General features: G+C 32.4%; 21 protein-coding genes. 16 read left to right on the forward strand and 5 right to left on the reverse strand.

What is annotated here, in order from left to right; genetic code table 11:
- Positions 1–44: 44 nt before the first annotated feature.
- From kbl to EV143_RS02965, 3 genes are all read left to right on the forward strand, one after another.
- Complete coding sequence (kbl, locus tag EV143_RS02955) at positions 45–1,238, forward strand: glycine C-acetyltransferase (protein WP_133506494.1); 1,194 nt, start codon at positions 45–47, stop codon at positions 1,236–1,238.
- 112 nt (positions 1,239–1,350) lie between these two features.
- The gene (locus EV143_RS02960; protein WP_133506495.1) at positions 1,351–2,802 is read left to right on the forward strand and encodes an OmpA family protein; all 1,452 of its coding nucleotides are present in this window, start codon (positions 1,351–1,353) and stop codon (positions 2,800–2,802) included.
- Positions 2,803–2,865: 63 nt separating this feature from the next.
- Positions 2,866–5,631: a PD-(D/E)XK nuclease family protein gene (locus EV143_RS02965; RefSeq protein ID WP_133506496.1), complete on the forward strand. Its 2,766-nt coding sequence runs from the start codon at positions 2,866–2,868 to the stop codon at positions 5,629–5,631.
- Positions 5,632–6,020: 389 nt separating this feature from the next.
- Here EV143_RS02965 and EV143_RS21415 read toward each other — a convergent pair whose 3' ends face one another.
- Positions 6,021–6,164, reverse strand: coding sequence for a hypothetical protein (locus EV143_RS21415; protein WP_166638103.1), 144 nt, complete (start codon positions 6,162–6,164; stop codon positions 6,021–6,023).
- A gap of 283 nt (positions 6,165–6,447) precedes the next feature.
- Between EV143_RS21415 and EV143_RS02970 the strand changes: the two genes are divergently transcribed.
- Positions 6,448–6,768 carry a roadblock/LC7 domain-containing protein gene (locus EV143_RS02970; protein WP_133506497.1) on the forward strand — a complete coding sequence of 107 codons (321 nt, stop codon included), beginning with the start codon at positions 6,448–6,450 and terminating at the stop codon, positions 6,766–6,768.
- A gap of 19 nt (positions 6,769–6,787) precedes the next feature.
- Positions 6,788–7,162 (forward strand): hypothetical protein, encoded by a 375-nt coding sequence (locus EV143_RS02975; RefSeq protein ID WP_133506498.1) that lies wholly within the window; start codon positions 6,788–6,790, stop codon positions 7,160–7,162.
- A gap of 77 nt (positions 7,163–7,239) precedes the next feature.
- On the opposite strand, the gene EV143_RS02980 is transcribed toward EV143_RS02975, so the two are convergent.
- Both EV143_RS02980 and EV143_RS02985 read right to left on the reverse strand, forming a co-directional pair.
- On the reverse strand, positions 7,240–8,016 hold the full coding sequence (locus tag EV143_RS02980; protein WP_133506499.1) for an alpha/beta fold hydrolase: 777 nt from the start codon (positions 8,014–8,016) through the stop codon (positions 7,240–7,242).
- Positions 8,017–8,274: 258 nt separating this feature from the next.
- Positions 8,275–9,567 carry an aminopeptidase P family protein gene (locus EV143_RS02985; protein ID WP_133506500.1) on the reverse strand — a complete coding sequence of 431 codons (1,293 nt, stop codon included), beginning with the start codon at positions 9,565–9,567 and terminating at the stop codon, positions 8,275–8,277.
- Positions 9,568–9,910: 343 nt separating this feature from the next.
- On the opposite strand from EV143_RS02985, the gene EV143_RS02990 reads away from it, so the two are divergent.
- The 3 genes from EV143_RS02990 to EV143_RS03005 all read left to right on the forward strand — a co-directional run bounded on the left by EV143_RS02990 (position 9,911) and on the right by EV143_RS03005 (position 11,469).
- Positions 9,911–10,612: a hypothetical protein gene (locus tag EV143_RS02990; protein ID WP_133506501.1), complete on the forward strand. Its 702-nt coding sequence runs from the start codon at positions 9,911–9,913 to the stop codon at positions 10,610–10,612.
- Positions 10,613–10,840: 228 nt separating this feature from the next.
- On the forward strand, positions 10,841–11,212 hold the full coding sequence (locus tag EV143_RS03000) for a hypothetical protein (RefSeq protein WP_133506502.1): 372 nt from the start codon (positions 10,841–10,843) through the stop codon (positions 11,210–11,212).
- A gap of 77 nt (positions 11,213–11,289) precedes the next feature.
- On the forward strand, positions 11,290–11,469 hold the full coding sequence (locus EV143_RS03005; protein WP_133506503.1) for a hypothetical protein: 180 nt from the start codon (positions 11,290–11,292) through the stop codon (positions 11,467–11,469).
- A 234-nt stretch (positions 11,470–11,703) separates the two neighbouring features.
- Here the strand turns inward: EV143_RS03005 and EV143_RS03010 are convergent, their stop codons facing one another.
- On the reverse strand, positions 11,704–13,065 hold the full coding sequence (locus EV143_RS03010) for a hydroxymethylglutaryl-CoA synthase family protein (protein WP_133506504.1): 1,362 nt from the start codon (positions 13,063–13,065) through the stop codon (positions 11,704–11,706).
- A gap of 321 nt (positions 13,066–13,386) precedes the next feature.
- Here EV143_RS03010 and EV143_RS03015 point away from each other — a divergent pair, with 321 nt between their 5' ends.
- From EV143_RS03015 to EV143_RS03035, 5 genes are all read left to right on the forward strand, one after another.
- Positions 13,387–14,052 carry a succinate dehydrogenase cytochrome b subunit gene (locus EV143_RS03015; protein WP_133506505.1) on the forward strand — a complete coding sequence of 222 codons (666 nt, stop codon included), beginning with the start codon at positions 13,387–13,389 and terminating at the stop codon, positions 14,050–14,052.
- 11 nt (positions 14,053–14,063) lie between these two features.
- Positions 14,064–16,064: a fumarate reductase/succinate dehydrogenase flavoprotein subunit gene (locus tag EV143_RS03020; RefSeq protein WP_133506506.1), complete on the forward strand. Its 2,001-nt coding sequence runs from the start codon at positions 14,064–14,066 to the stop codon at positions 16,062–16,064.
- Between the two features lie 92 nt (positions 16,065–16,156).
- Positions 16,157–16,903, forward strand: a complete 747-nt coding sequence (locus EV143_RS03025; RefSeq protein ID WP_133506507.1) for a succinate dehydrogenase/fumarate reductase iron-sulfur subunit — start codon at positions 16,157–16,159, stop codon at positions 16,901–16,903.
- Between the two features lie 136 nt (positions 16,904–17,039).
- The gene (locus tag EV143_RS03030) at positions 17,040–17,813 is read left to right on the forward strand and encodes a DeoR/GlpR family DNA-binding transcription regulator (RefSeq protein ID WP_133506508.1); all 774 of its coding nucleotides are present in this window, start codon (positions 17,040–17,042) and stop codon (positions 17,811–17,813) included.
- A gap of 24 nt (positions 17,814–17,837) precedes the next feature.
- On the forward strand, positions 17,838–18,605 hold the full coding sequence (locus EV143_RS03035) for a nitrilase family protein (protein ID WP_133506509.1): 768 nt from the start codon (positions 17,838–17,840) through the stop codon (positions 18,603–18,605).
- Here the strand turns inward: EV143_RS03035 and EV143_RS03040 are convergent.
- Positions 18,602–20,290: an Ig-like domain-containing domain gene (locus EV143_RS03040; RefSeq protein ID WP_133506510.1), complete on the reverse strand. Its 1,689-nt coding sequence runs from the start codon at positions 20,288–20,290 to the stop codon at positions 18,602–18,604. The two genes, EV143_RS03035 and EV143_RS03040, sit on opposite strands and share 4 nt — an antisense overlap.
- Positions 20,291–20,462: 172 nt before the next feature.
- Between EV143_RS03040 and EV143_RS03045 the strand changes: the two genes are divergently transcribed.
- From EV143_RS03045 to mce, 3 genes are read left to right on the forward strand one after another with little or no spacing between them, the layout of a single operon-like run.
- Positions 20,463–21,467 (forward strand): hypothetical protein, encoded by a 1,005-nt coding sequence (locus EV143_RS03045; RefSeq protein WP_133506511.1) that lies wholly within the window; start codon positions 20,463–20,465, stop codon positions 21,465–21,467.
- Positions 21,427–23,781 carry a hypothetical protein gene (locus tag EV143_RS03050; RefSeq protein WP_133506512.1) on the forward strand — a complete coding sequence of 785 codons (2,355 nt, stop codon included), beginning with the start codon at positions 21,427–21,429 and terminating at the stop codon, positions 23,779–23,781. Before EV143_RS03045 ends, EV143_RS03050 begins: the two co-directional genes overlap by 41 nt.
- A 21-nt stretch (positions 23,782–23,802) precedes the next feature.
- The gene (gene mce, locus EV143_RS03055) at positions 23,803–24,207 is read left to right on the forward strand and encodes a methylmalonyl-CoA epimerase (protein WP_133506513.1); all 405 of its coding nucleotides are present in this window, start codon (positions 23,803–23,805) and stop codon (positions 24,205–24,207) included.
- Positions 24,208–24,214 lie beyond the last annotated feature (7 nt).

The raw sequence follows: 24,214 nt of genomic DNA on the forward strand, positions 1-24,214 counted from the left end.
TAATGTTAACTTGTTAATATTTAACATATTAAATAAATAAAAAAATGTACGGTAAAATTAAGGAATATTTGCAAAGTGAGCTGCAAACGATTGAAGAAAACGGGATTTTCAAAAAAGAACGCATTATAACTTCAGCCCAAGGTGCTGAAATAACTATTTCTACAGGAGAAAAGGTTTTAAATTTTTGCGCCAATAATTATTTAGGACTTTCATCTCATCCTGAAGTTGTTCAGGCTGCTAAAGATGCAATGGATACGCATGGTTTTGGAATGTCTTCAGTACGTTTTATTTGCGGAACTCAGGATATTCATAAAACATTAGAAAAAAAGATTTCAGAATTTTATGGTACAGAAGATACCATTCTTTATGCAGCTGCATTTGATGCTAATGGTGGGGTTTTCGAACCTTTGTTGGGAGAAAATGATGCAATTATTTCAGATAGTTTAAATCATGCTTCTATTATAGATGGAGTTCGTTTGTGTAAAGCGGCCCGTTATCGCTATGAAAATAGTAATATGGAAGATTTAGAACAACAATTAATTAAAGCAAATGAAGCTGGAGCACGTTTCAAATTAATTGTTACAGATGGTGTTTTCTCAATGGATGGAGTTGTAGCGCCTTTAGATAAAATTTGCGATTTGGCTGATAAATATGATGCCATGGTAATGGTAGATGAATGTCATGCAGCCGGATTTATAGGAGCAACCGGAAAAGGAACACTTGAAGCGAAAGGTGTTATGGGAAGAGTTGATATTATAACCGGAACTCTTGGCAAAGCATTAGGCGGAGCAATGGGAGGTTATACAACTGCTAAAAAAGAAATTATTGAATTATTGCGTCAGCGTTCACGTCCTTATTTGTTTTCGAATTCACTTGCCCCGGCTATTGTAGGCGCATCTATTAAGGTTTTTGAATTGCTGGAAAAAGATACTTCACTACGTGATAAATTAGAATGGAATACAAATTATTTTAAAGACGGTATGAAAAAAGCCGGTTTTGATATCATCGATGGGGATTCAGCAATTGTACCTGTTATGTTATATGATGCAAAACTATCGCAACAAATGGCAAACGAGCTGTTGAAACAGGGAATTTATGTTATTGGATTCTTCTTTCCTGTGGTTCCAAAAGAAAAAGCAAGAATTAGAGTTCAATTGTCAGCAGCCCATAATAAAGAGCATTTAGACAAAGCTATAAGTGCTTTCATATCAGTAGGTAAAATGTTAAAAGTTATATAATTCCCATTTTATGTAATTTTTGTAGGTTTTTTTTAACATTTCATTTTGTATTTAAAAATTTTGGTGTTACTTTTGTCTGTAATTAACTAAATTGTAATTAAAAAAATTAAGTATGAAACATCTTAACAAACTTTTAGTTGCTGTGATGATGGTGATGGGTTTAAGTTCTCACGCGCAAGACAGTAACAATCCATGGGCGATCTCTTTTGGGGTTAATGCCGTTGACACTAGAACTAGTTCTGGTGCCGGAAGTGGATTCTTTGATCAACATTTTTCTCAGCCATTCGCTGTGAAAGACAACTGGAATATTCTTCCTTCTTTATCTTACATTGGTGTGTCTAGATACGTAGGAAGTGGTTTCTCTTTAGGTTTACAAGGTTCTGTAAACAAAATTGATAAATTGGTTACTTTTGATCCAAGCAATCCTGCTCATGATTCAAGAGGAAATGTTGTATCTAATCCTGGTGATTTGATGTATTATGGAATTGATGCTACTATTAAATATAGCTTCAAAGAAATGATCAAATCTAAAGTAATTGATCCTTCGTTATCTGTTGGTGGTGGTTACACTTTCTTTGGTGATAACAGTTTTGGAACTGTTAACCCAGGTGCTGGTATAACTTTTTGGTTTACTGACGCAATTGGTCTTGAGTTAGCTTCAAAATACAAATGGGCTGTAGCTGCTAATGAAGATAAGCCTCTTGACAGATCTGTTTTCCAACACACTGCAGGTCTTATCTTCAAATTTGGAGGTAAAGATACTGACGGAGACGGAATCTACGATAAAGATGACGCTTGTCCAGATGTTGCTGGTTTGAAACAATTCAATGGTTGTCCTGATACTGACGGAGACGGAATCGTTGACGCTAGTGATGCTTGTCCAGATGTATTTGGTTTAGCTGCATTAAACGGATGTCCTGATACTGACGGAGACGGAATTGCTGATAAAGATGACGCTTGTCCAGATGTTGCTGGTTTAGCTGCTTTAAAAGGTTGTCCAGATGCTGACGGAGACGGAATTGCTGACAAAGATGACAAATGTCCTACAGTTGCTGGTCCAAGAGAAAACGGTGGTTGTCCTTTCTTAGACGCTGACAAAGATGGTGTTTTAGACAAAGATGATGATTGTCCTACAGTTGCTGGTCCTGCTAGTAACAGAGGTTGTCCAGAAGTTACTTCTGAAGCGTTAGAAGATCTTAAAGTTCAAGCTAGAGCAATCTACTTTAACTCAGGTAAAGCTACTTTCAAAACAGGAGACAAAGAAACTCCAGCTAGATTAGATGCTATCAAACAAATCCTTATCAACTATCCAAATGCTAAATTCAGCATTGAAGGACACACTGATAGCGATGGTTCTGATAAATTGAATCAAAAACTTTCTGAAGAAAGAGCTACTGCTGTTATGAACGCATTAATCGAAAGAGGAGTAAACGTTGATAACTTACAATCAAAAGGTTTTGGTGAGTCTATGCCAGTTGCAAGTAATAAAACTCCTGCAGGTAAAGCACAAAACAGAAGAACTGAAATCAAACATATTGGTTCTAAATACCAAGGTAAACTATAATTTACTTTGTAAATAAAATTGAAAAGCCATTCTTAATTGAATGGCTTTTTTTATTTTTATCAAATGGTAAATATTTCTTTTCTCGAAAAAATTGCAACGGTTATAATTCAGGATTACTCAGGAAAACTTGCTGAAACAACTATCATTCTCCCTAATAAAAGAGCTAAAGTTTTTTTGATTGAAGCTTTGAAAAAAGAAACAAAACAAACTATCCTTTCTCCTGAAATTATTAGTATTGAAGATTTTGTTCAGGATGTTGCTTCAATTAGATCTATTGACGCCATAGAGCTTCTTTTTGAATTTTATGAAGTTTATCTTTCTGTGACTGAAAAACAAAATCAACAATCATTTGAATTATTTGCGAATTGGGCTAAAACTCTTTTACAGGATTTTAATGAAATCGATCGATACTTATTAGAACCATCCCATGTTTTATCTTATTTGAAAGATATTGAAGATATTAAAAAATGGGGAATAGAAGTTGAAAACAAAACAAAGCTTTTAGAAAAATATATTGATTTTTGGAAACTTCTTCCGTTATATTATGAATCGTTATATAATCATCTGTTAAACAAAGAAATTGGTTATCAAGGTTTGATTTACCGTGAAGCCGTTAATAATCTAAATCATTTTTCGAATACAATTTCAAATCGTACTTATGTTTTTGCTGGATTTAATGCCTTAAATGCAGCCGAAGAAAAAATAGTACAGCACCTTTTAGCTCTTGATCAGGCTAAAATTTATTGGGATGTTGATCAGACTTTTTTAAATGATTCTTATCATGACGTAGGGCTTTTTGTTCGTCGTTTTAAAGAAAGCTGGAAACATTATAAAACAAATCATTTTGAGTGGATTGTAGATGACTTTTCTCAATCTAAAAATATCCAGATAATAGGAACTCCAAAAACTATTGGTCAGGCTAAATTAGCCGGAAATATTATAGAGAATATAATAAATGAAAATCCGGAAACATCACTTGATAAAGTTGCAATTGTTCTTGGTGAAGAAAATTTACTGATGCCGGTTTTATATTCATTGCCTTCTTCTGTTGGTGCTTTAAATATTACAATGGGATATTCGAGCAAAAATAATCCATCACAAATATTAATTGCCAAATTGTTTAAAATGCATACAAATGCCCTTTCCAGAAAAGGTGAAAGCTATGTTTTTTATTATAAAGATGTTCTTGACATTTTAACGCATCCATTAGTAGAGCCTTACGCAAAAGCCAATAATTTAGTAAAGATTATCAAAGAAAATAATTACACTTTTATTACGCATCATAGGCTTATGGAACTCGGAAATAATCCATCAAATTTATTTCATTTATTGTTTCAGAAGTGGGAAAACGGAGCACTAAAGGTTCTTGAGAATATTTCGGCACTTTTACTTTTGATAAAAGAAAATTTCAATAATGATAATGAAGAAGAAAAAATAGCAAAAGCTTTTGTATACGCTATTTTTAAAGTCATTAATAAATTGATTAATTATTATTCTCAACATCAACATATTGATAATATTGATACTTTGTATGCTATTTATAAGCAAGTTATTGATGTTGCTGAAGTTTCATTTGAAGGGGAACCTCTGCGCGGATTGCAGATCATGGGGGTTCTGGAAAGTCGCGTCTTAGATTTTGATACAGTTATTGTAACTTCTATGAACGAAGGAAAATTTCCTGCCGGGAAATCTCAAAATTCATTTATTCCGTATGATGTTAAACGAGAATTAGGCTTGCCTACATTTAAAGAAAAAGATGCGATTTACACGTATCACTTTTATCATTTACTGCAAAGAGCCAAAAATATTTATCTAATTTATAATACCGAAAATGACGGTTTAGATGCCGGAGAGCGCAGTCGGTTTATCACACAATTAGAAGTTGAGAAACAGCCAAAGCACAATCTTACGTTTGATATCTATAATCCTGCTTTGCCAAATACAGCATATCAGTCAATGGTGATTCCGAAATCAGATGCTGTTATGGAACGATTACGCGAAATTGCAATTGCAGGTTTTTCTCCATCGGCTTTGACAAGTTACATTCGAAATCCGATTGATTTTTATTTCCAAAAAATACTCCGAATTCGTGAAGTGGATGAAGTTGAGGAAAACATTGCTCTGAATACACTCGGAACTATAATTCATGAAACACTAAAAGCATTATACGATCCTTTTATTGGAAAATTTATTTCTGAAACAGATATTTCTAATTGTTTTAAAATGTTAGATGATGAAGTTTTAAAGCAATTCAAATTAGTTTATAAAGAAGGAGAAATCAAAAAAGGAAGGAATCTTTTGGCCTTTGAAGTAGCTAAACGTAATGTTTCTAATTTCCTAAAAATGGAATTAGAATCAATTAAGGATGGTGACGCAATTCAGATTATTGCTTTAGAAAAAACATTTGAAAGAGAGTTTGCACATCCGGGTTTGCCGTTTCCGGTTTTAATTAAAGGAAATGTCGATAGAATTGAACTTCGTAACGGGAAAATAAGAATCATCGATTATAAGACGGGAAAAGTTGAAAAGACAAATATTATATTGAAATCATGGAACGGATTGACTCAAGAGCTTAAAAATGATAAAATTATTCAGGTTCTGGCTTATGCTTTCATGTTTGAGAACGAAGCAAAAGGAGTTCCAATTGAAGTTGGTATTATTTCATTTAAAAATCTGAAATCAGGATTTTTGCCTTTCGGTTTTAAAGAAGATAAAGAACTCACTATTACCGTGACTTCAGAAATTCTGAAAAATTATTTAGAAGAAATTGCTTTATTGTTAAAAGAAATTTTTGATGCTTCCATTCCATTTGAAGAAAAAACAAATTAAAATATCAAGGTTTGCAGACGTTTTATGTTTTTATTAAAAATGAAAGTATAAACACTTTTATACATAATTGGAAAATTTATATTGATGTAAATAAAAAAATAAAGTACTTTTTAGCTTGAAAACCTCACTATCTAAAACTAAATTTTGAAGTTATTAAATTTGTTTGATGAATTAATACGATCTCTATAGTTACCCGTTATGACTGACTTTAGAGTTGAAATGAAAAATATAAATTGGAAGAAATAAGATTATTTTTCTATTGTTTGAAGTTTAAAATGTAATCCGATTTTTTGAGGGAATTACCTTTAATAAAAATTGTTAGAGATTGTTTTTCAAAAGAAAAAAGCTGAAATTTTCATTGAAAATTTCAGCTTTTTTGTAAGGAGTTTTTAACTAAATATTTTTTTAAAAAAACCTTTCTTTTCGGTTTCTTGAGCACCAGGGTTATTTAGACGACCATTTTCAAAACGAAATCTTCTAAACTTCATTAGTTTTACGTTTAAGTCAAATCTTAATTCTTCTACATTTTTCATTTGATAAAATTTTTGCAAAGTTATGAAAAACTTCTATTAAACATACTTTGTCATAAATCTTAATTTTATAAATGAATTTTACGGAACAAAACCAAAGAATTATCAATAAATCTCTTTTTTCTGTTAATTTTTTTTGAGAATCTTATTTTAAAGATTGCTAAAAATTAAGAGATAAATAAAAGTAAGTCAATAAGTTAGAGCGCCTCATTTTTTAACAACTGTTTATACGTCATATTTGTTTATTGAAAATATCTTTGATTATTGATAAACAATAAATTACAACATGGTTAATATAAATGCACTAGTAGAAGAGACAGGAGCAGAGTCTGGATTGGTTTTTAATATTGATGGAATTTTGCTTGAATCTGTTAATTTAGAATATGATGGAAATGTTGCGGCAATGATTGGTATGATATTGAAAATGAGCCTTGAAATGTCTGAAGATCTTAATAACGGAGAACTGAAACAAATCATGATAAAAAATAATGATGGTATTGTAGTAGCAAATAAAGATCAGGATGATAATTGTGTTGCGCTACTTTCTAAAGATATAAGTAAAATGGGACTTTTGCTTCGCAAAATGGATACCGTTTTCAATAATTAATTTAAATATAATTTAAAACATGTCAGATTTTTTACAAAATTTTCAAAACGACTTAAAAGAGAATGTTGCCGGATTCATTGCGGTTTCAGTAACTGAAGTTGAAACAGGAATGTCGTATTGTTCACTTTCTTTAAACCCAAATTTTGACCCTGAATTAGCATCTGCTTATAATTTAGAGGTTGTAAAAGCAAAAATGAGCGCTATTAAAGCTTTAGGATTAAATCAAAAAATCAACGATATTTTAATTACGCTAACAGACCAAATACATATTATAGATGTTTCTGAGGATGGTAAATATTTTATTTACTTAGCAGTAGACTCTACAAAAGCTAATCTTGGATTAACAAGAGCGACATTGTCGAAGTTCAAAAAGGATATTATTTCAAAACTATAATTTTTGCCCCCAACAATGAGAAAAAGGCTGTTTCAATATATTTGAACAGCCTTTTTTGGTTTTAATATGTTCTGATTTTATTGAAAAAACTCTCCCAATATAATTTTTAACTCTTCTTTATTTTCAATGTGGCTCATATGACCATCATCAAATGAAACAAGTTCAGCTGTTGTATCTTCTATTTGAGAAATACTTTCTTCGTAATTTAGGACCGGATCTTTCTTTCCTAAAATTAATAAAACCGGAAATAGATTTTTTTGCAAAAGATCTTCACGATCTTTTCTGATTTTCATTCCTTCCAGCGAAGCCACAATTCCCTGCAAAGGCGTTTTTAAAGCCTGAATTTTAATTTTTTCTATTTCTTCGACCAATCTTGTTCTGTTGTTTTCGCTAAACAAATTTGCAATTGCCAGGCTTACAAAACCAACATAATTTTGCTTCACAGCTTTTATGGCTCTAGTTCGGTTTAATTTTTTCTCCGGGGTATCTTCTTTTGAAGTTGAATTTAATAAAACCAATTTCTGAATATTTTCAGGATACAATTCGGCGAAAGCCAAACCAACATAACCTCCCATAGAATGTCCAACCATAATAGCTTTCTCAATTTGCAGATGTTCTAAAACTTCATGAACTATATTTGCGTTTTCTTCCATTGAATGCACATACCCCAAACATTCTGATTCTCCATGGCCTAATAAATCAATCGCAATAACGCGATATTTTTCTGAAAACAGCGAAATGTATTCTGCCCACATTTTTTTGTTTTCCAGAAAGCCGTGAAGCAATACAATTGCGTTTCCTTGACCAGAATCATTAAAAGATATTTTAGTGTTTTTATATTGAATGTTTTTCAAAATGTTTTTTTTAAGTATTTTTTTTGCCACGAATTACACAAATTTACACGAATTCAAATCAACTTCAAAAATTGAATTCTACGAATTTTATTTACAAATAAAATTAAGGGCAAAGTAATTACTTAAAATTAGTGAAATTTGTGGCAAACTCTATTGATGATAATCGGAGTAAAACAAAAAACGGCTTTCATTTCTGAAAGCCGTTTTTTTATGATTTAAAATTGAATTTACTTCAGAGAAATATTCTTCATCAAAGAATTATAAGTTCATTAAACTTTCAATTTCATCCACTTCAATTGGAATATTGCGCATCAAGTTAAAAGGATCCCCTTTTTCCTGAATCACAACATTGTCTTCCAAACGAATTCCGAAACCTTCTGCCGGAATATAAATTCCAGGTTCAACCGTAAAAACCATATTAGCTTTCATTGGTTCGTGAAGCAATCCGTAATCGTGCGTGTCTAGACCCATGTGGTGAGAAGTTCCGTGCATGAAATATTTTTTATAAGCTGGCCATTCCGGATTTTCATTCTGAACATCGGCTTTGTCAATTAAACCTAAACCAAGCAATTCAGAAGTCATTACTTTGCCTACTTCAATATGATATTGTTTCAAAAGTGTTCCAGGAATCAACATATTGGTTGCTTCATTTTTAACTCTTAAAACTGCATTGTAAACCGCTTTTTGACGATCAGAGAATTTTCCCGAAACCGGAATTGTTCTCGTCATATCACTAGAATAATTTGCATATTCAGCCGCAACGTCCAACAAAATTAAATCTCCGGCTCTACATTGCTGATTGTTTTCGATATAATGTAAAACATTCGCATTATTTCCAGAAGCAATAATTGGTGTATAAGCAAAACCTTTAGAGCGGTTACGAATAAATTCGTGTGCCAATTCTGCCTCAATTTCATATTCAGTAACATTTGGTTTTACGAAAGACAATAATCTGCGGAAACCTTTTTCTGTAATATCACAAGCTTTCTGAATCAAATCAATTTCTTCGCTTTCTTTTACAGAACGAATGCGTTGCAAAATTGGGTTGCTTTTTGCTACATTGTGTGCAGGATAACGCTCTTTCCACCATTTTACAAAACGCGCTTCGCGAGTTTCAGTTTCAACCATTGCGCGGTAATGCTCGTTAGTATTAATGTACATCGTATCAGCATACGTCATCATTTCGTTCAAAATTTTATGAAAATCTTGTAGCCAATAAACGGTTCTAATTCCCGAAACCTGAAAAGCACGTTCTTTACTTAGTTTTTCACCTTCCCAAACCGCAATATGATCGTTGGTTTCTTTCAGAAAAAGAATCTCTTTTTGATTATCGTAAGGCGCATCCGGAAACAAAAGCAAAATACTTTCTTCCTGATCTACACCGCTCAGATAAAAAATATCTCTGTGTTGTGCAAACGGCAAAGTACTGTCGGCACTAATTGGATAAATGTCATTTGAGTTGAAAACGGCAACACTGTTAGGTTTCATTTCTGCCGTAAATTTTCTGCGATTTTTTACAAAAAGAGCGCTGCTTATTTGATGATATTTCATAATAACTTAGTTTTTGAACTTCGAATTTCAAAATTACTATTTTTTGAAGAAGTAGAACAAAATTGGTTTATTAAAGTTTTCTTATTTGTTTGGGTTCTGTTTTTGGCCACAGATTTCATTTGATTAAAAGGATTTTTTTCCAACATAGATTTTTCTTTTAAATCTTAGCAACTTAGCTTCTCAGAATCATAGGATCTTTATAAAAGCATTTGCCCCGTGCCGGGGCCGCCTCAATCCCTTATTCAATTTAGGTTATAAGGATTTATTGTTATGTTAAAAATATGGTTTTATCAATTATAGGAATTTGTATATTCGTCCATGAATAATGAATTAAAAAAGATAAATGAGATTTAAAACAATAATAGCAATTTTAACTTTGCTCTCTTTGTCATCTTGCACAAAAGAAATCCCGCCATCTATAAAATTAAAAGTCGAGTATTCAGATAAATCAAAAAAAGAAATTCCTCGAATTTATTTTATAGATGTCTATAAAGACGGAAAAATATTTAAAAAATACGAACGTTTTAGAAAACCTCATATTGAAAAAGAAATCTTAATGGATAGCCTGACCAATGGAGAATATGAATTTGTTTATTTGAATTTTTTAAATCAATCTTTAACCAAAACTGTCGAAATAAAAGAAAATAAGCAATATACTATTTCAATCAATCCTGATTATTCTGACTACAAAGATTTTATTGATAAATCACTTGTTCGTAATTTAGAAGACAATCAAAAGGTAGAATTCTTTTATAAAAGTTCAGGTTGTTTTCATTCTCTTGAAGGAAATTTAATAGTCAATAAAAAGGATAATACGTATTATGCTGAAAGTCGTGGGTCGGCTAAAAAGCTGAATAAAAAAGAATTAGACGCGATAATCAAAATGGAGTGCGAATTGAATCTTTTACAAAAAGGCGGATGCACTACAAATGATCATTACATCGTTAAATTTGGAAATGAAGAAAAAGAATTTAACGATAGAACTTGTGCTTGGGAAGGCTGGACAAATATGTTTAAACAAATTAATTTGAAGTATAATTTTTGAAATTAAATAGTTACGCTTGTAAAAGATGATTTTTAATAAAACTACTTTATGAAACCAACTACTAAATTCTTTATTTCAATCCTCATAATTGGTAACCACAAATAGTAAAAGATTCGAAAATGTTTTGATTTATAAAAATCTTGGTTTTAATTTGATACATAATAAGTTTACGATTTATAAGTAATGATTTTTTGTAAATTTGAAATGATAATAATCTAAATTAATCAATTGAATAAGTATTTAAAATATCTAATTTATCTCTTTCTAACTTTTGTTGTGATTGCGAATGACGGAACATTATTTCCTCAGTCTAAGTCGGCAGATTATTATCAATCATCTTTTGTGATTGTTAAGAGAGAATTAGATTTTAAAAAATCTCGTTTATACGTATTCAATCGATTTGTTCGCCGATTAAAAATTGCGTTTTCTATTCCTGTAAATTATCTTGATTTTAAAAAGGTTCTCGATTTTCAAATGAGAGTTATTCAAAAATTGCAAAACATTCTTCATCAAAATATAGATTCATTTATAAGACAATCCTGTTTTATGAATGAAATATTAAATTCAAACAACTTTTATAAAAGTTTATACAGCGCTTAAGAAGTTTCTCTTCTGCGCTTTTATGCGCTTAACGCATAAAATGATAAAATAATGTCTAATCACTTATCATTTTCAAAATGTATAAACACAAAAATAAAACACGTTTAGAGCAATCTAAGCGACCATTATTTTGGTTAAAAAGAAAAATACTCGTAATAATGACCGCATTTATGTTAGGAATGGCAAATGGAATGCATACGCAGGATGAAGCTTTAAAAGGAAATCAAAATTATACGGAACAACATAAAAAGGATTGATTTTTATGACTAAGGAACCTTTGTCAAAGTTTAAAACTTTGATAAAGGTTTTGTAAGCGTAAAGTATGTCTTCCTGAGCAAAGTCGAAGGACAAGTAAGTAGCTCGACAATGTGGATTCGCTTTGCGTGAATTTCGGGCATGTCTTTCGACTTAGCTCAGCAGGACAAGATTGACATAAAAAAAACCGAGGCAAAATTGCTTCGGTTTTTATTGGAATTTGTAAAATTTGAAATTTAATCAACCCATTTATAATATCTCGCCCCAATCAAATTAGGAATTTCTTTTTCAATTCGATCTAAAACCCATTCGTTTTTAGGATTTCGAACACTTTGCTTTTGTTCTTTTTTATGTAGACTTTCATAAGTTTCAAAACCAATTTCAATGCTTTCTTCAAGATTTTCAAAAAGTTTGGTTTTGGCTATAGCAGATTTCCATTGTGGTTGAATCGTTCCTTCAAAAACTTTCGATTTTGATCCGCTTCCATAAGCCAGGAAACCGAATTTTGTCCCGGTAATTTCTTGTTTTGTATCGTAATAATGAGCCAAAGTCGATAATAATCCCATGAAAATGGAACCGGTGTAAAGATTTCCTATTAAAGACGAAGCCAATTCTGCAGGTTGTAATTTGTCCGTTACAAATTTTCGGTACTCGTCAGATTTTCCAACTTCTTTAATTTTGTTTTGATAATCTGCAGGTTCAATATTTTCTGCAATAATTTTATTAGCGTGATCTAAAGCGTAAATCTCAGATAACATTCTGCGTCCCTGAAAGGAATAGGGAAGGTGCATGATAATGCTGTTCCAGGAATTGTATAAAGTTTCGGTTGTGTTTTTTAATTTTTTGAATGAAAAGTAAGCATTTCGCGTACGATCCATATAACATTGGTTGGAATATTGACCGTCAAAAACAGGCTGATCTTTGTGAATTTCGATTTCATTTTCTAAATTATCAAACCACGGATCATTGTTTTCATTTTGTGTAATCGCTTCTTTTGAAATGCTTCTGTACGGTTTAAAAAAGTCAAAAACGCCTTTTGTGCTTGTTGCCCAATTTTCATCAAAAGCGATTATTCTTGGGTTTGAAGTTACCAACATTGCCAAAGCTCCTGCACCTTGTGTATATTCTCCAGTAGAGTTTAAATCGTATTTAGCAAAATCTGTTGTAACGACAATTGCTTTTTTAGTTGGATTCAGTTTTACAAAATCAATGCAATTTTGCAAAGCATCAACGCCACCAATACAGGCAAAAGTAAAATCAACGACATCGCATTCGGCTAATAAATCTTCACCAAATTTTTGTTCCATTAGGCTGATTAAGAAAGAACTAATTGGCTTAGAACTGTCAATTCCACTTTCAGTTCCAACATAAATTCTGCTGATTTCACTTAGATTTATTTCGTTGTCAAAAATTAATTTTGTTAAAGCGTTTGCCCCAAAAACAACGGCATCCTGATGAACATCCGGAAGGGTCATTTTTAGTAACCCGAGACCTTTTTCTAATTTTTCTGGTTCAATATTTCTGGCGATCGCCAAAGTTTTGATGGGTAAATGTATGTTAGCTACATCAAAAGAGATAGCGTCTATTCCTGTTTTCATTCTGCTTTTTTTTGAAGCCGATAAAGGTAAAATTATGCTTCTGAAATTGCGCGGTTTTGCTTCATTAAAATTTAGTTTAGAATCACTTTTGAGGAAAATAAATCAAAAGCGTAAAAAAAATAACAATTTAGTAATTACATAAATGTCAGGTTTTCGTTAAAAGAGCTTCGGAATAAATCCTATTTTGTTGTTTTTAAATAATTTGATGAATTGTCAGTTAAAGCTCTTTAAAATCATTATAAATAACAACGAAATGGTTGTAGTTCTTTTCTATTTGAGTTATTTTTGTGTAATTTTTTAAAACAAACTACTTAAACACTTATGGCACAATCTGCACAGTTGAATGCTTCCATCTTAAAGAAAGTGGCTATGGCTCTTTCGGGAATATTCTTAATCACGTTTTTAGCGCTGCATGTTTCCTTAAATTTTATTTCAATTATTAGTGAAAATGTTTTTAACGAAGCTTCTCACTTTATGGGATACAATCCGCTGATTCAATATGTAATGCAACCAGTTTTGGCATTCGGTGTAATTTTTCATTTCGTAATGGGATTTGTACTGACCGCTCAAAATAGCGCTGCAAGACCAATTTCGTATGCAAAATACAACGGAGCTGCTAATGCTTCATGGAGTTCAAGAAATATGATTATTTCTGGATTGGTTATTTTAGCTTTCTTAGGATTGCATTTTTATGATTTTTGGTTTCCTGAAGTTAATTACAAATATATTGCAGGTGCAGCACCAGATGCTACAAGATATTATGGAGAGTTAGTTCATAAATTTCACGATCCAATTCGTACTGCTATCTATTGTGTGTCTTTTGTATTATTAGGATTTCACCTTTGGCACGGATTCGGTTCATCTCTTCAATCTATGGGGATGCACAATAAGTATTCAAGATTTTTAAGTAAAGTTGGTTATGGTTTTGCGGTAATTGTACCTGCACTTTTCATCATCATCGCATTATTTCATCATTTCAATAATTAATATCAATTATAATGGCATTAGATTCAAAAATTCCAAATGGTCCAATATCGGACAAATGGACAAATTATAAAGATCATATTAATTTAGTAAACCCTGCAAACAAACGTAATTTAGATATTATCATTGTTGGTACAGGTTTAGCTGGAGGTTCTGCTGCGGCTACTTTGGCTGAACTGGGATATAACGTAAAAGCATTTTGCTTTCAGGATTCACCAAGACGTGCGCACTCTATTGCGGCACAAGGTGGTATCAATGCAGCAAAAAATTATAAAGGTGATGGTGACTCAGTTTACAGATTGTTCTACGATACTGTAAAAGGGGGTGACTACCGTGCGCGTGAAGCAAACGTTCACCGTTTAGCTGAAGTTTCTGCAAATATTATCGACCAGTGTGTGGCTCAAGGTGTGCCATTGGCTCGTGAATATGGAGGACTTTTAGACAACCGTTCTTTTGGAGGAACTCTAGTTTCTCGTACTTTTTACGCACAAGGACAAACCGGGCAACAATTATTGTTAGGAGCTTACTCAGCAATGAACCGTCAGATTGGTCGTGGAAAAGTAAAAATGTACAACCGTCACGAAATGCTGGATTTAGTAATCGTTGATGGAAAAGCAAGAGGTATTATCGCTCGTAACTTAATTACAGGAGAAATAGAAAGACATTCTGCTCATGCAGTAGTAGTTGGTTCTGGAGGATATGGAAACGTATTTTTCTTGTCAACTAACGCTATGGGAAGTAACGCGACAGCAGCTTGGAAAATTCATAAAAAAGGAGCGTTTTTTGCAAATCCTTGCTACACACAAATTCACCCAACATGTATTCCGGTTTCTGGAGATCACCAGTCTAAATTGACTTTGATGTCTGAATCGTTACGTAATGACGGTCGTATTTGGGTTCCTGCAAAACTAGAAGACGCTAAGGCAATTCGCGAAGGAAAGAAAAAAGCAACTGATTTATCTGAAGCTGAAAGAGATTATTTCTTAGAAAGAAGATATCCTGCTTTTGGTAACTTAGTACCTCGTGACGTAGCATCTCGTGCTGCAAAAGAAAGATGTGATGCAGGTTTTGGAGTTAATAAAACAGGAGAAGCAGTTTACTTAGACTTTGCTGCGGCAATTCAACGTTACGGAACTGAAGAAGCTTACGTAAAAGGTTTAGATGCTAATGATAAAGTATTGGTAACTAAATTAGGAGCTGAAATCGTGAAAAGTAAATACGGAAACTTATTCCAGATGTATTACAAAATCGTTGATGAGGATCCTTATACAACACCAATGATGATTTACCCGGCGGTTCACTACACTATGGGTGGAACTTGGGTTGATTATAACTTAATGACTACTATTCCGGGATGTTTCTCAATTGGAGAATCTAACTTCTCTGATCACGGAGCAAACAGACTTGGAGCTTCTGCTTTGATGCAAGGTTTAGCTGATGGATATTTTGTTCTTCCTTATACTATTGGAGATTATTTGGCTCCGGATATTAAAATGGGACCAATCTCTACAGATTTACCGGAATTCGTTGAAGCTGAGAAAAATGTAAAAGATCAAATCGATAGATTTATCAATAATAAAGGAACTCATTCTGTAGATTATTTCCATAAGAAATTAGGAAAAATTATGTGGAATAAAGTTGGTATGGCTCGTAATGCTAAAGGTTTAACCGAAGCTATCGAAGAAATTGCTGCTTTACGTGAAGAGTTTTATAGAGATGTAAAAGTGCCAGGAAGCGCTTACGAATTTAATCAGGAATTAGAGAAAGCGACACGTGTTGCCGATTTCTTAGAATTAGGTGAATTGTTCGCGAAAGATGCTTTACACCGTAACGAATCTTGTGGTGGTCACTTCCGTGAAGAATATCAAACAGAAGAAGGAGAAGCACTTCGTGACGATGAGAACTTTGCATACGTTGCAGCTTGGGAATACAAAGGAAAACCAAGTGATGCCGTGTTACACAAAGAACCTCTGGTTTATGAAAACATTAAATTAGTACAGCGTAGTTACAAATAGCAATTAGTCAAAAGACAGAAGTCTTAAAGTCAAATGGCTCAATGTTAGCTGACTTTCGACTTTCGACTTTATGACCTTCAAACTAAAACAGTATGAAACTTACATTAAAAATATGGCGTCAAAAAAACGCCCAAGATAAAGGTGGAATTGTTGATTATCCAATCGACGGAATTGAACCAGATATGTCTTTCCTTGAAATGCTTGATGTTCTTAACGAGCAATTAATCAATAAAGGAGAAGAGCCTGTAGCATTTGACCACGATTGTCGTGAGGGAATTTGCGGAATGTGTTCTTTATTCATTAACGGAGAAGCGCACGGTCCAGACAGAGGTGTTACAACTTGTCAATTACACATGCGTATGTTTAAAGATGGCGATACGATTTTTATCGAGCCATTTAGAGCAAAAGCTTTTCCTGTAATTAAAGATTTAGTTGTTGACAGAAGTTCTTTCGACAGAATTCAACACGCAGGAGGATTTATCTCGGTAAATACTTCAGGAAACACAATTGATGCCAATACAATTCCGGTGAACAAACACGATGCAGATAAATCATTTGATGCTGCAGCTTGTATTGGTTGTGGAGCTTGTGTTGCAACTTGTAAAAACTCATCAGCAATGTTATTCGTTGCAGCAAAAGTATCTCAATATGCTTTATTGCCTCAAGGTCAGGTTGAAGCTGTTGATCGTGTTTTAAACATGGTACACCAAATGGATCACGAAGGTTTTGGTAACTGTACCAACACCGGAGCTTGTGAAGTAGAATGCCCTAAAGGAATTTCTCTTGAAAATATCGCACGTATGAACCGTGAATATTTATCTGCAAGCTTAAAAGGATAATCTAAAAAAGATTAAATTATATTAAAAAACGCATTCATTAATTTGGATGCGTTTTTTGTTTTTAGAAGACACCTTTTTATGTTTCGCAATACTATTGTATTAAATGCTTAAATTTGTTTACGTAAAAAGTATTGGAATGAATGATCATGAATTAATAAATTATACCAAAGAGGAAAGGAAAAATCACATCTTAAAAGAGATTAACCTGCATACTCGCGTAAGTTTCGAAACACTTTCGGCGAAACTGGGTGTTTCGGAAGATACGATAAGACGTGATATTAATGAACTTGAATCAGAGTTATTGTTGATTAAAGTGAAGGGTGGTGCGATGACTAAAGGATATCATTATTCATCCTCAAACCAAACATATGAAGTAGAATCAAAACAAATAATTGCTCAGAAAACGATTAGTCTGCTGCATGATGGTATGGTTTTAATCCTTGATGGAGGAACTACGATTAGAGAGTTTATCCGATTAATTCCAAATGATTTAAATCTGACCATTTTTACTATTACTGTAGTTACTGCTGTGGAACTTTTAGATAAACCCAATATTAAAGTCATAATGATTGGAGGCAGTATATCATCTTACAGTCAAATGTGTGTGAGTGGAGAAGTATATCATCAATTGGCAAATATTAAAGCAGATTTATTGATTTTAGGAACAAATGCTTTAGACATTGACGGTGGTTATTCTGATTCGGATTGGGAAACGGTACAAGTCAAAAAAGCGATGATACAAGCTTCAAAAAAAACAGCCATTATAACAATTACTGAAAAGCTTAATACGGTGCTGAAAATGAAAATTGCGAGCTTATCTGAAGTTGATTATATCGTTACGGAAGTTGATCCGAAAAACGAAAAGCTAAAAGCATATAAAACGGCTTTTCCAGATTTAGTTCTTATTTAATCTTACGCTCAAAATTCATATAAAATGAAAATAGCACTTATACAATCAGATCTTTATTGGGAAGACGCTTCCAAAAACAGAAATAACTTCGAATCAAAGATAAATCAAATCGATTCAGAAGTTAATTTGATTGTACTTCCTGAAATGTTTTCGACCGGATTTACAATGAATGCTGTTGCAGTGGCAGAAACAATGCAAGGAGAAACGGTTCTTTGGCTACAGTCATTGGCAAAACAGAGAAATTGCGCGATTACCGGAAGTTTGATTATCAAAGGAAATAATCAATATTATAATAGAATGCTATTTGTTTTTCCGTCAGGAGAAATTGAATATTATAATAAACGCCATTTGTTTACATTGGCAGGCGAAGATAAAACCTATACTAGTGGAACTGAAAAAGTAATTGTGGATTATTTAGGCTGGAAGATTTGTCTGCAAATTTGTTATGATTTGAGGTTTCCTGTTTTTGCGAGAAATGTCGAAAATTACGATTTACTAATATATGTTGCCAATTGGCCAAAAGTCCGCACCAATGCCTGGGATATTTTGCTAAAAGCACGCGCCGTAGAAAACCTGAGTTATGTTGTTGGCGTAAACCGATTAGGAATTGACGCTAACAATTATGAACACATAGGGCATTCGCAGGTAATTGATTTTTTAGGCAATACTATTCTGGAGCCACAAGAAACCGAAGACGTTTTTGTGGTTGAATTAGATAAAAATATAATGTTGGAAACACGCAAAAAACTTGACTTTTTGAGTGATAAAGATGCTTTCGAAATTAAAATCTAGAAAGCTTTTCTGTTCTTCTCCTCTTGTTTTTTCTTTTTATTTATTTCCTTTTTTTCCAATTCAGGATTATAAGGAATGCTTAAATCGATACTTTCGTCTACATCCCAATTCGTTCGCACATCGATTTCTTTTTGATAATAAAACACTTCTTCAGCATAAGTTTTACTTAAGAAATTACCAGAGTCAAAGACCTTGTTTTTATTATCGTCATATGTTATTCTTAAAGTAAATGATTCAGGCTGCAATAAATCGAATTGAAGTTTAGTCTTGCCTTCAGAATAGTCGCTGGCAAGTACTACATCTCCTTTTTTATTGGTTATTTCCGCAATTATCGGGAAACGTTTTACATTCTTCAAATTCAATATTAAATTCCCGTAATCTTCAAATTCCTTAGTACTTAATTTAAAAGATAAAGTGTCGTTAGCCTTGTCGTAGAAATCAGTCAGAGCGCCCGGAAGAAACGTGAAATTGTATTTCTGCAAAGGCTCTTTCTTAAAATCAATATATAATTTCTGTTCAAATTCATCATATTCTGTAGTAAAATCTACCGCAGTCGAATCTTTATTTATCAACTTGATTTTTGATTTGTCAAATTTCACCAAAGGCGTTGCCGTTTCTAAAGTAAATCGGTCTCTAAAATGAATAACGCCGTTTTGTAACGCTATAATGTTTAAAGTGTCTTTTTTCTGGTCTTTTATTCTAAATGTAAACTTTTTATCATAACCTTCTTTGCTAACTTCAAGCGACAAAGAATCTGCTTTTAAAGGCTTATACCAAACCTGCAAAGAATCTTTTTTAGGAAATTGAGTTACAATAGTTTCCAGTATTTCAGTGTTGTTTTTAAGAACAATTTTTGGTTTAGAAAGTTTAAAATTCTGTTTTCCTTCGTACGGAAGCAATAATCTGTTTCCTGAAGCCTGAATAGGTTTAAAGGCTTTAAGGGGTAATACTTCTTTAAATAATTCCAATTCAAAAAGCGTATCGTTTGGCACCGTGATAAAATGTTTAAGGAAACCAATTTTATCATCTTTCGGGTTAAATTTATTGTTTCCTCCCTTATCTTTCATCGCCACTAAAAGATACTTTCCCGCTTTTAAATTTTCTAATTTAAAAGTTCTTAAACTATCCAAAGTGTTAGTTACATATCTTGGAAAATCTTTATAAACAACAGAATCTTTGTATTTGTCATTCACTTCATACAACATCACCGAAACAAAATTATCAACCGTTTTTTCATAAGAATCCTTAATAATGCCGCCAATAGAAAGCGAATCGATATAAGGTCCCGTTGAAAAAATATATTTAAACTGATTCATCGCATTTCCTTCATTATTGTCGGTAATACTTTGTCCAAAATTAAAACTGTAAGTCGTGTTAGGTTGTAAAGTATCCTTAATTTTTATGGTGATAACTTTACTCACATTGGTTGGAGTAATGAGCGGCTCATGTTTCATTGGAGGTGAAATAATAAGCTGTTTGTTCAGGTTTTTAAGCTTAACATATTCATCAAAATTTAAAATAATTTGATCTCCTTTAAAGTCAGTACTGAAGTTTTTAGGCGAACTCGATTCTAAAACCGGAGCAAGCGTATCTTTCAATCCGCCAGTTATACTGCCTCGTTTGGCGCAGCTCATCATTAAGAAAACTAAAAAGAATGAAATATATTTTAAGTTGTTTTTCAACATAACGGTTTTTAAATTTGATTGCACAAAATAACGATTATATTTGCTTTAATCGAAATTTTTTATCTATTTATTGGGAATTACAGCTTTTGCTTTTTTATTGTTTTTTCTGGAGATGAATTCAGAAACGCTTCATTATTTCTTACATTTGAGTTCTTATTTAATTTGATTGGTTTTGAAAAAGAATATCCTAGTTGCTTTTGTGTTTTTATTACTTGTTTCCTGTAGCAAAACAAAAGAGCCAATTGTATCTTTTTATTACTGGAAAACCATTTTCAAGTTATCTCATACCGAGAAAGAAGTTTTGAAAGACAATAACGTAACAAAGCTTTATATTCGGTATTTTGATATTGGTCTGCATCCAAAAACGGAAGAACCTATTCCGATAAGTCCAATACATTTTCAGGAAAACATGAAGGATTTTGAAATTGTTCCGGTAATCTTCATCAAAAACAAAGTCATGTTGCAAGCAAACCTTGATATTAAGGATTTAGCTCAGAAAACGATTCGTTTAGTAGAAGAAATCAATACTAAAAATAAAATTGTTTCCACTGAAATTCAAATTGATTGCGATTGGACATTGGCTAGCAAAGGGAATTATTTGAAGTTTATTGAACAATTTAAAAAACTCTCGCATAAGAAACTCTCAGCAACAATTAGATTGCATCAGGTAAAATATTTCAAAAAGACCAAAATTCCGAATGTAGATTCTGGCGTTTTAATGTATTATAATATGGGATCTATCGCTCCGGATTCTCTAAATTCAATTTACAGTCAAAAGATTGCCTACAACTATCTTAAAAGTTTAAAAAAATATCCGTTGCATCTGGATGTCGCTTTACCCATATATTCCTGGGGAATTCATATCAGAAATCAGAAAGTGATAGCTTTACGTTCGAAACTGAATGTAGAGGAACTTAAAAAAGATAAAAACTTCAAACAAATTAGTTCAGTCTTTTTTAAAGCCGGACAATCTAATTACAAAAACGGAGTTTTTTATGAAGAAAACGATTTGCTTAAAATTGAAGCAATTTCTTCAGAAGATTTAAAAGAAATGGCGCAGGATTTGGATGAAAATTTAGCTCAGACGCCAAATGAAATTATTTTTTACGATTTAGACGAATTCAATATTAAATACCATGAAAAGAATATTTTTAAACAAGTTGTTTCTTATTTCTAGCGCTTCTCTGCTTTTTGTTTATGGCGTAATTTATGCCTGCGCTGGCGGAGACGACTGGGATTTTTTTAGTTACAATTCTAATTTCACCCCAGAAACATTTACAGATAAATCGTATTCACCACTTTTTTTGTCAGGAGATATTTTTTACGGAATAGGCTTTGATACACAACATAATTCCAGATTTAATGATAAAATTAAATCAGACTGGAACACGTATTTAAAAACCAAAGTTGATACAGCAACGGTGAGTTATTTTTTAATTGGAGATTTAACGCCACAATATTCCAGCGAAAGTAAAATCTCGAAAAATAAAACGGAGATTACACAGCTTCACGTTTATTTAAAAACCAAAAAAGAAAATCAGACTTCTTTAAAATGGGGTAAAAAATTGAATTTGAAAGATGACAAAGTCAAGAGTTTTATCGAATTCCTGTATTTGGCACAAAAAGTAGAAACAGTTTCTATTGGAGAAGATTATTGGAGTTACGATCCGGTCGTAGCAAAAACGTTGAAAGATTTCAAAATGATTCAATCTATAGAAAATGTTTATAATACAACTCCGGACGCATTCTTAAAAAATAGATATTGGTTTCTTACCCTGAAAGCTTATTTTTATAGTACCAATAAACAAAAAGCGATTGATTTTTTTAATAAAACAGAGCAATCAGTTCCCAAAAACGTATTGTATTACAGAGGGCTTGCTTATATAGCAGGAGTAAAATACAAGCAGAAAAAATATGCTGAATCAAATTGCCTGTACGCACAAGTATTTGATAAATGCCCGGAAATGAGAATTGTTACGGCATATAGTTTTCATCCCCAGAATGACGCGGACTGGAACAAGTCGTTGTTTTTGGCTAAAAATAATACTGAAAAAGCAGCACTTTGGGCAATTCGCGGATTTTACAAAGATGAAAAGCAAGCAATCGAAAAAATTTACGGATTAGATCCCAAAAGCGAACACTTGAATTATTTGTTAACCCGATTGGTAAACAGTCAGGAACAAAGTATAAATAATTCATTTGAAGAAAGCGGTAAAGACAATCTGCCGTCAAAAAAGCAAACAGTTGCTGAAAATAAAGAATTTAATAAGACTAAAATTGATCAAAAGGCTTTTGATTTAGTGGCTAAGATCGCTTTGGCAGGAAATACCAATAAACCTTATTTATGGGATATTTCGATAGGATATCTGCAAACTTTAAAAGGTGATTTTGCTGCTGCAGAAAGTAATTATGATAAAGCTGAGAAATCAATGCCTAAAACAGAGTTGGCAAAATATCAGTTAAGATTACTTCGGTTTGTAAATAACATGAGTAAGATTGATCAGCTTACAGATAAAAACGAAAAAACAATTTTAGCCGATTTGAATTGGTTGTATCAGGAACTTCCAAAAACGTATAAAGGTGAAACTTTTCGTTATCAAAATGCTGCTCAATGGAGTAAAAACTATTTAGCCACACTTTACAGAGCGAAAGCAAATCCGGTTATGGCGGAGTTATTTGGTGATACGCCAAACAATTATTGGGGTTCTGGAAATTCATTTTATGACAATGAAAAGAATTTGCTCGATATGAAAGCATTTTTAGCAAAATCAGATAAAACAGAAATCGAAAAAATTGCATCTGGAATTTATAATTTAAAACTAAAAGACATTAGTAATTTTCAGGCGATTCAGGCAACATTCAAAAACAAAATTCCCGAAGCAATTGCTTACATGAAAGAAACAGATTCAGTGCAACATTATCAATTTCTTGGAAATCCGTTTAATGGTAATATAAAAGATTGCCACGATTGTGAACATGCTGCGTATCAGAAAAAGAAATATTCTCAGATAGAGTTTCTAACTACAATAAAAGAAATGCAGGATAAACTGGCTCAAAAAGAAGATGTTTATACCAATAGTTTATTACTTGGAAATGCATTTTATAACATTACACATTTTGGAAATGGCAGAACTTTTTATGAAATCAACATTGTAGGCTACGGATCGAGTCCATATTCATTTAGAGATCCAATGAAAAAAATGATTACCAATTGCGATGTACCTAAAATGTATTATCAAAAAGCTTTTGAAGCCGCAACGACAAAAGAACAAAAAGCTAAATGTATTTATCTGCTGGCAAAATGTGAACGTAATGCATATTACAATACCAAATATAATGGAGTGAACAGCTGGTGGGAAATTCAGGATGATAAAGTTAATTTTATTGCCTGGAACGGATTTAAAGCTTTAAAAAAGGATTATTCAGACACTAAATATTATCAGGATGTAATTGCAGAATGCGGATATTTTAATACTTATGTAAATCAATAATTCTTTTAATTAAAAATAGAAATGGTAAATAAAATTGAACATATCGGAATTGCCGTAAAAAACATGGATGATGCTAATGTTTTGTTTGAGAAATTATTGGGAGTTTCCTCGTATAAATCTGAAACAGTAGAAAGCGAAGGCGTAATAACATCATTTTTTCAGACAGGAGTAAATAAGATAGAACTTTTGATGGCAACCAATCCTGAAAGTCCAATTGCAAAGTTTTTGGAAAAAAAAGGAGAAGGAATTCACCATATTGCTTTTGACGTTGAAGATATCGTTGCTGAAATTGAGCGTTTAAAAAACGAAGGTTTTGTATTAATTAATGAAGTTCCTAAAAAAGGTGCCGATAATAAATTAGTTGCTTTTTTACATCCAAAAAATACAAATGGTGTTTTGGTAGAGCTTTGTCAGGAAATTAAATAAAAAAATC

This window comes from Flavobacterium chryseum, from assembly GCF_004362015.1.
GTDB lineage: Bacteria > Bacteroidota > Bacteroidia > Flavobacteriales > Flavobacteriaceae > Flavobacterium.

What these genes read in the sequence shown, in the direction of transcription:
- EV143_RS21415 (WP_166638103.1), bottom strand. Translation starts at nt 6,164, where the DNA reads ATGAAAAATGTAGAAGAATTAAGATTTGACTTAAACGTAAAACTAATG.
- EV143_RS03005 (WP_133506503.1), top strand. Translation starts at nt 11,290, where the DNA reads ATGTATAAACACAAAAATAAAACACGTTTAGAGCAATCTAAGCGACCA.
- EV143_RS02960 (WP_133506495.1), top strand. Translation starts at nt 1,351, where the DNA reads ATGAAACATCTTAACAAACTTTTAGTTGCTGTGATGATGGTGATGGGT.
- EV143_RS02965 (WP_133506496.1), top strand. Translation starts at nt 2,866, where the DNA reads ATGGTAAATATTTCTTTTCTCGAAAAAATTGCAACGGTTATAATTCAG.
- EV143_RS03050 (WP_133506512.1), top strand. Translation starts at nt 21,427, where the DNA reads ATGAAAAGAATATTTTTAAACAAGTTGTTTCTTATTTCTAGCGCTTCT.
- EV143_RS03030 (WP_133506508.1), top strand. Translation starts at nt 17,040, where the DNA reads ATGAATGATCATGAATTAATAAATTATACCAAAGAGGAAAGGAAAAAT.
- EV143_RS03040 (WP_133506510.1), bottom strand. Translation starts at nt 20,290, where the DNA reads ATGTTGAAAAACAACTTAAAATATATTTCATTCTTTTTAGTTTTCTTA.
- EV143_RS02970 (WP_133506497.1), top strand. Translation starts at nt 6,448, where the DNA reads ATGGTTAATATAAATGCACTAGTAGAAGAGACAGGAGCAGAGTCTGGA.
- EV143_RS02985 (WP_133506500.1), bottom strand. Translation starts at nt 9,567, where the DNA reads ATGAAATATCATCAAATAAGCAGCGCTCTTTTTGTAAAAAATCGCAGA.
- EV143_RS02975 (WP_133506498.1), top strand. Translation starts at nt 6,788, where the DNA reads ATGTCAGATTTTTTACAAAATTTTCAAAACGACTTAAAAGAGAATGTT.
- EV143_RS03025 (WP_133506507.1), top strand. Translation starts at nt 16,157, where the DNA reads ATGAAACTTACATTAAAAATATGGCGTCAAAAAAACGCCCAAGATAAA.
- kbl (WP_133506494.1), top strand. Translation starts at nt 45, where the DNA reads ATGTACGGTAAAATTAAGGAATATTTGCAAAGTGAGCTGCAAACGATT.
- EV143_RS03035 (WP_133506509.1), top strand. Translation starts at nt 17,838, where the DNA reads ATGAAAATAGCACTTATACAATCAGATCTTTATTGGGAAGACGCTTCC.
- EV143_RS02990 (WP_133506501.1), top strand. Translation starts at nt 9,911, where the DNA reads ATGAGATTTAAAACAATAATAGCAATTTTAACTTTGCTCTCTTTGTCA.
- EV143_RS03020 (WP_133506506.1), top strand. Translation starts at nt 14,064, where the DNA reads ATGGCATTAGATTCAAAAATTCCAAATGGTCCAATATCGGACAAATGG.
- EV143_RS03015 (WP_133506505.1), top strand. Translation starts at nt 13,387, where the DNA reads ATGGCACAATCTGCACAGTTGAATGCTTCCATCTTAAAGAAAGTGGCT.
- EV143_RS03010 (WP_133506504.1), bottom strand. Translation starts at nt 13,065, where the DNA reads ATGAAAACAGGAATAGACGCTATCTCTTTTGATGTAGCTAACATACAT.
- mce (WP_133506513.1), top strand. Translation starts at nt 23,803, where the DNA reads ATGGTAAATAAAATTGAACATATCGGAATTGCCGTAAAAAACATGGAT.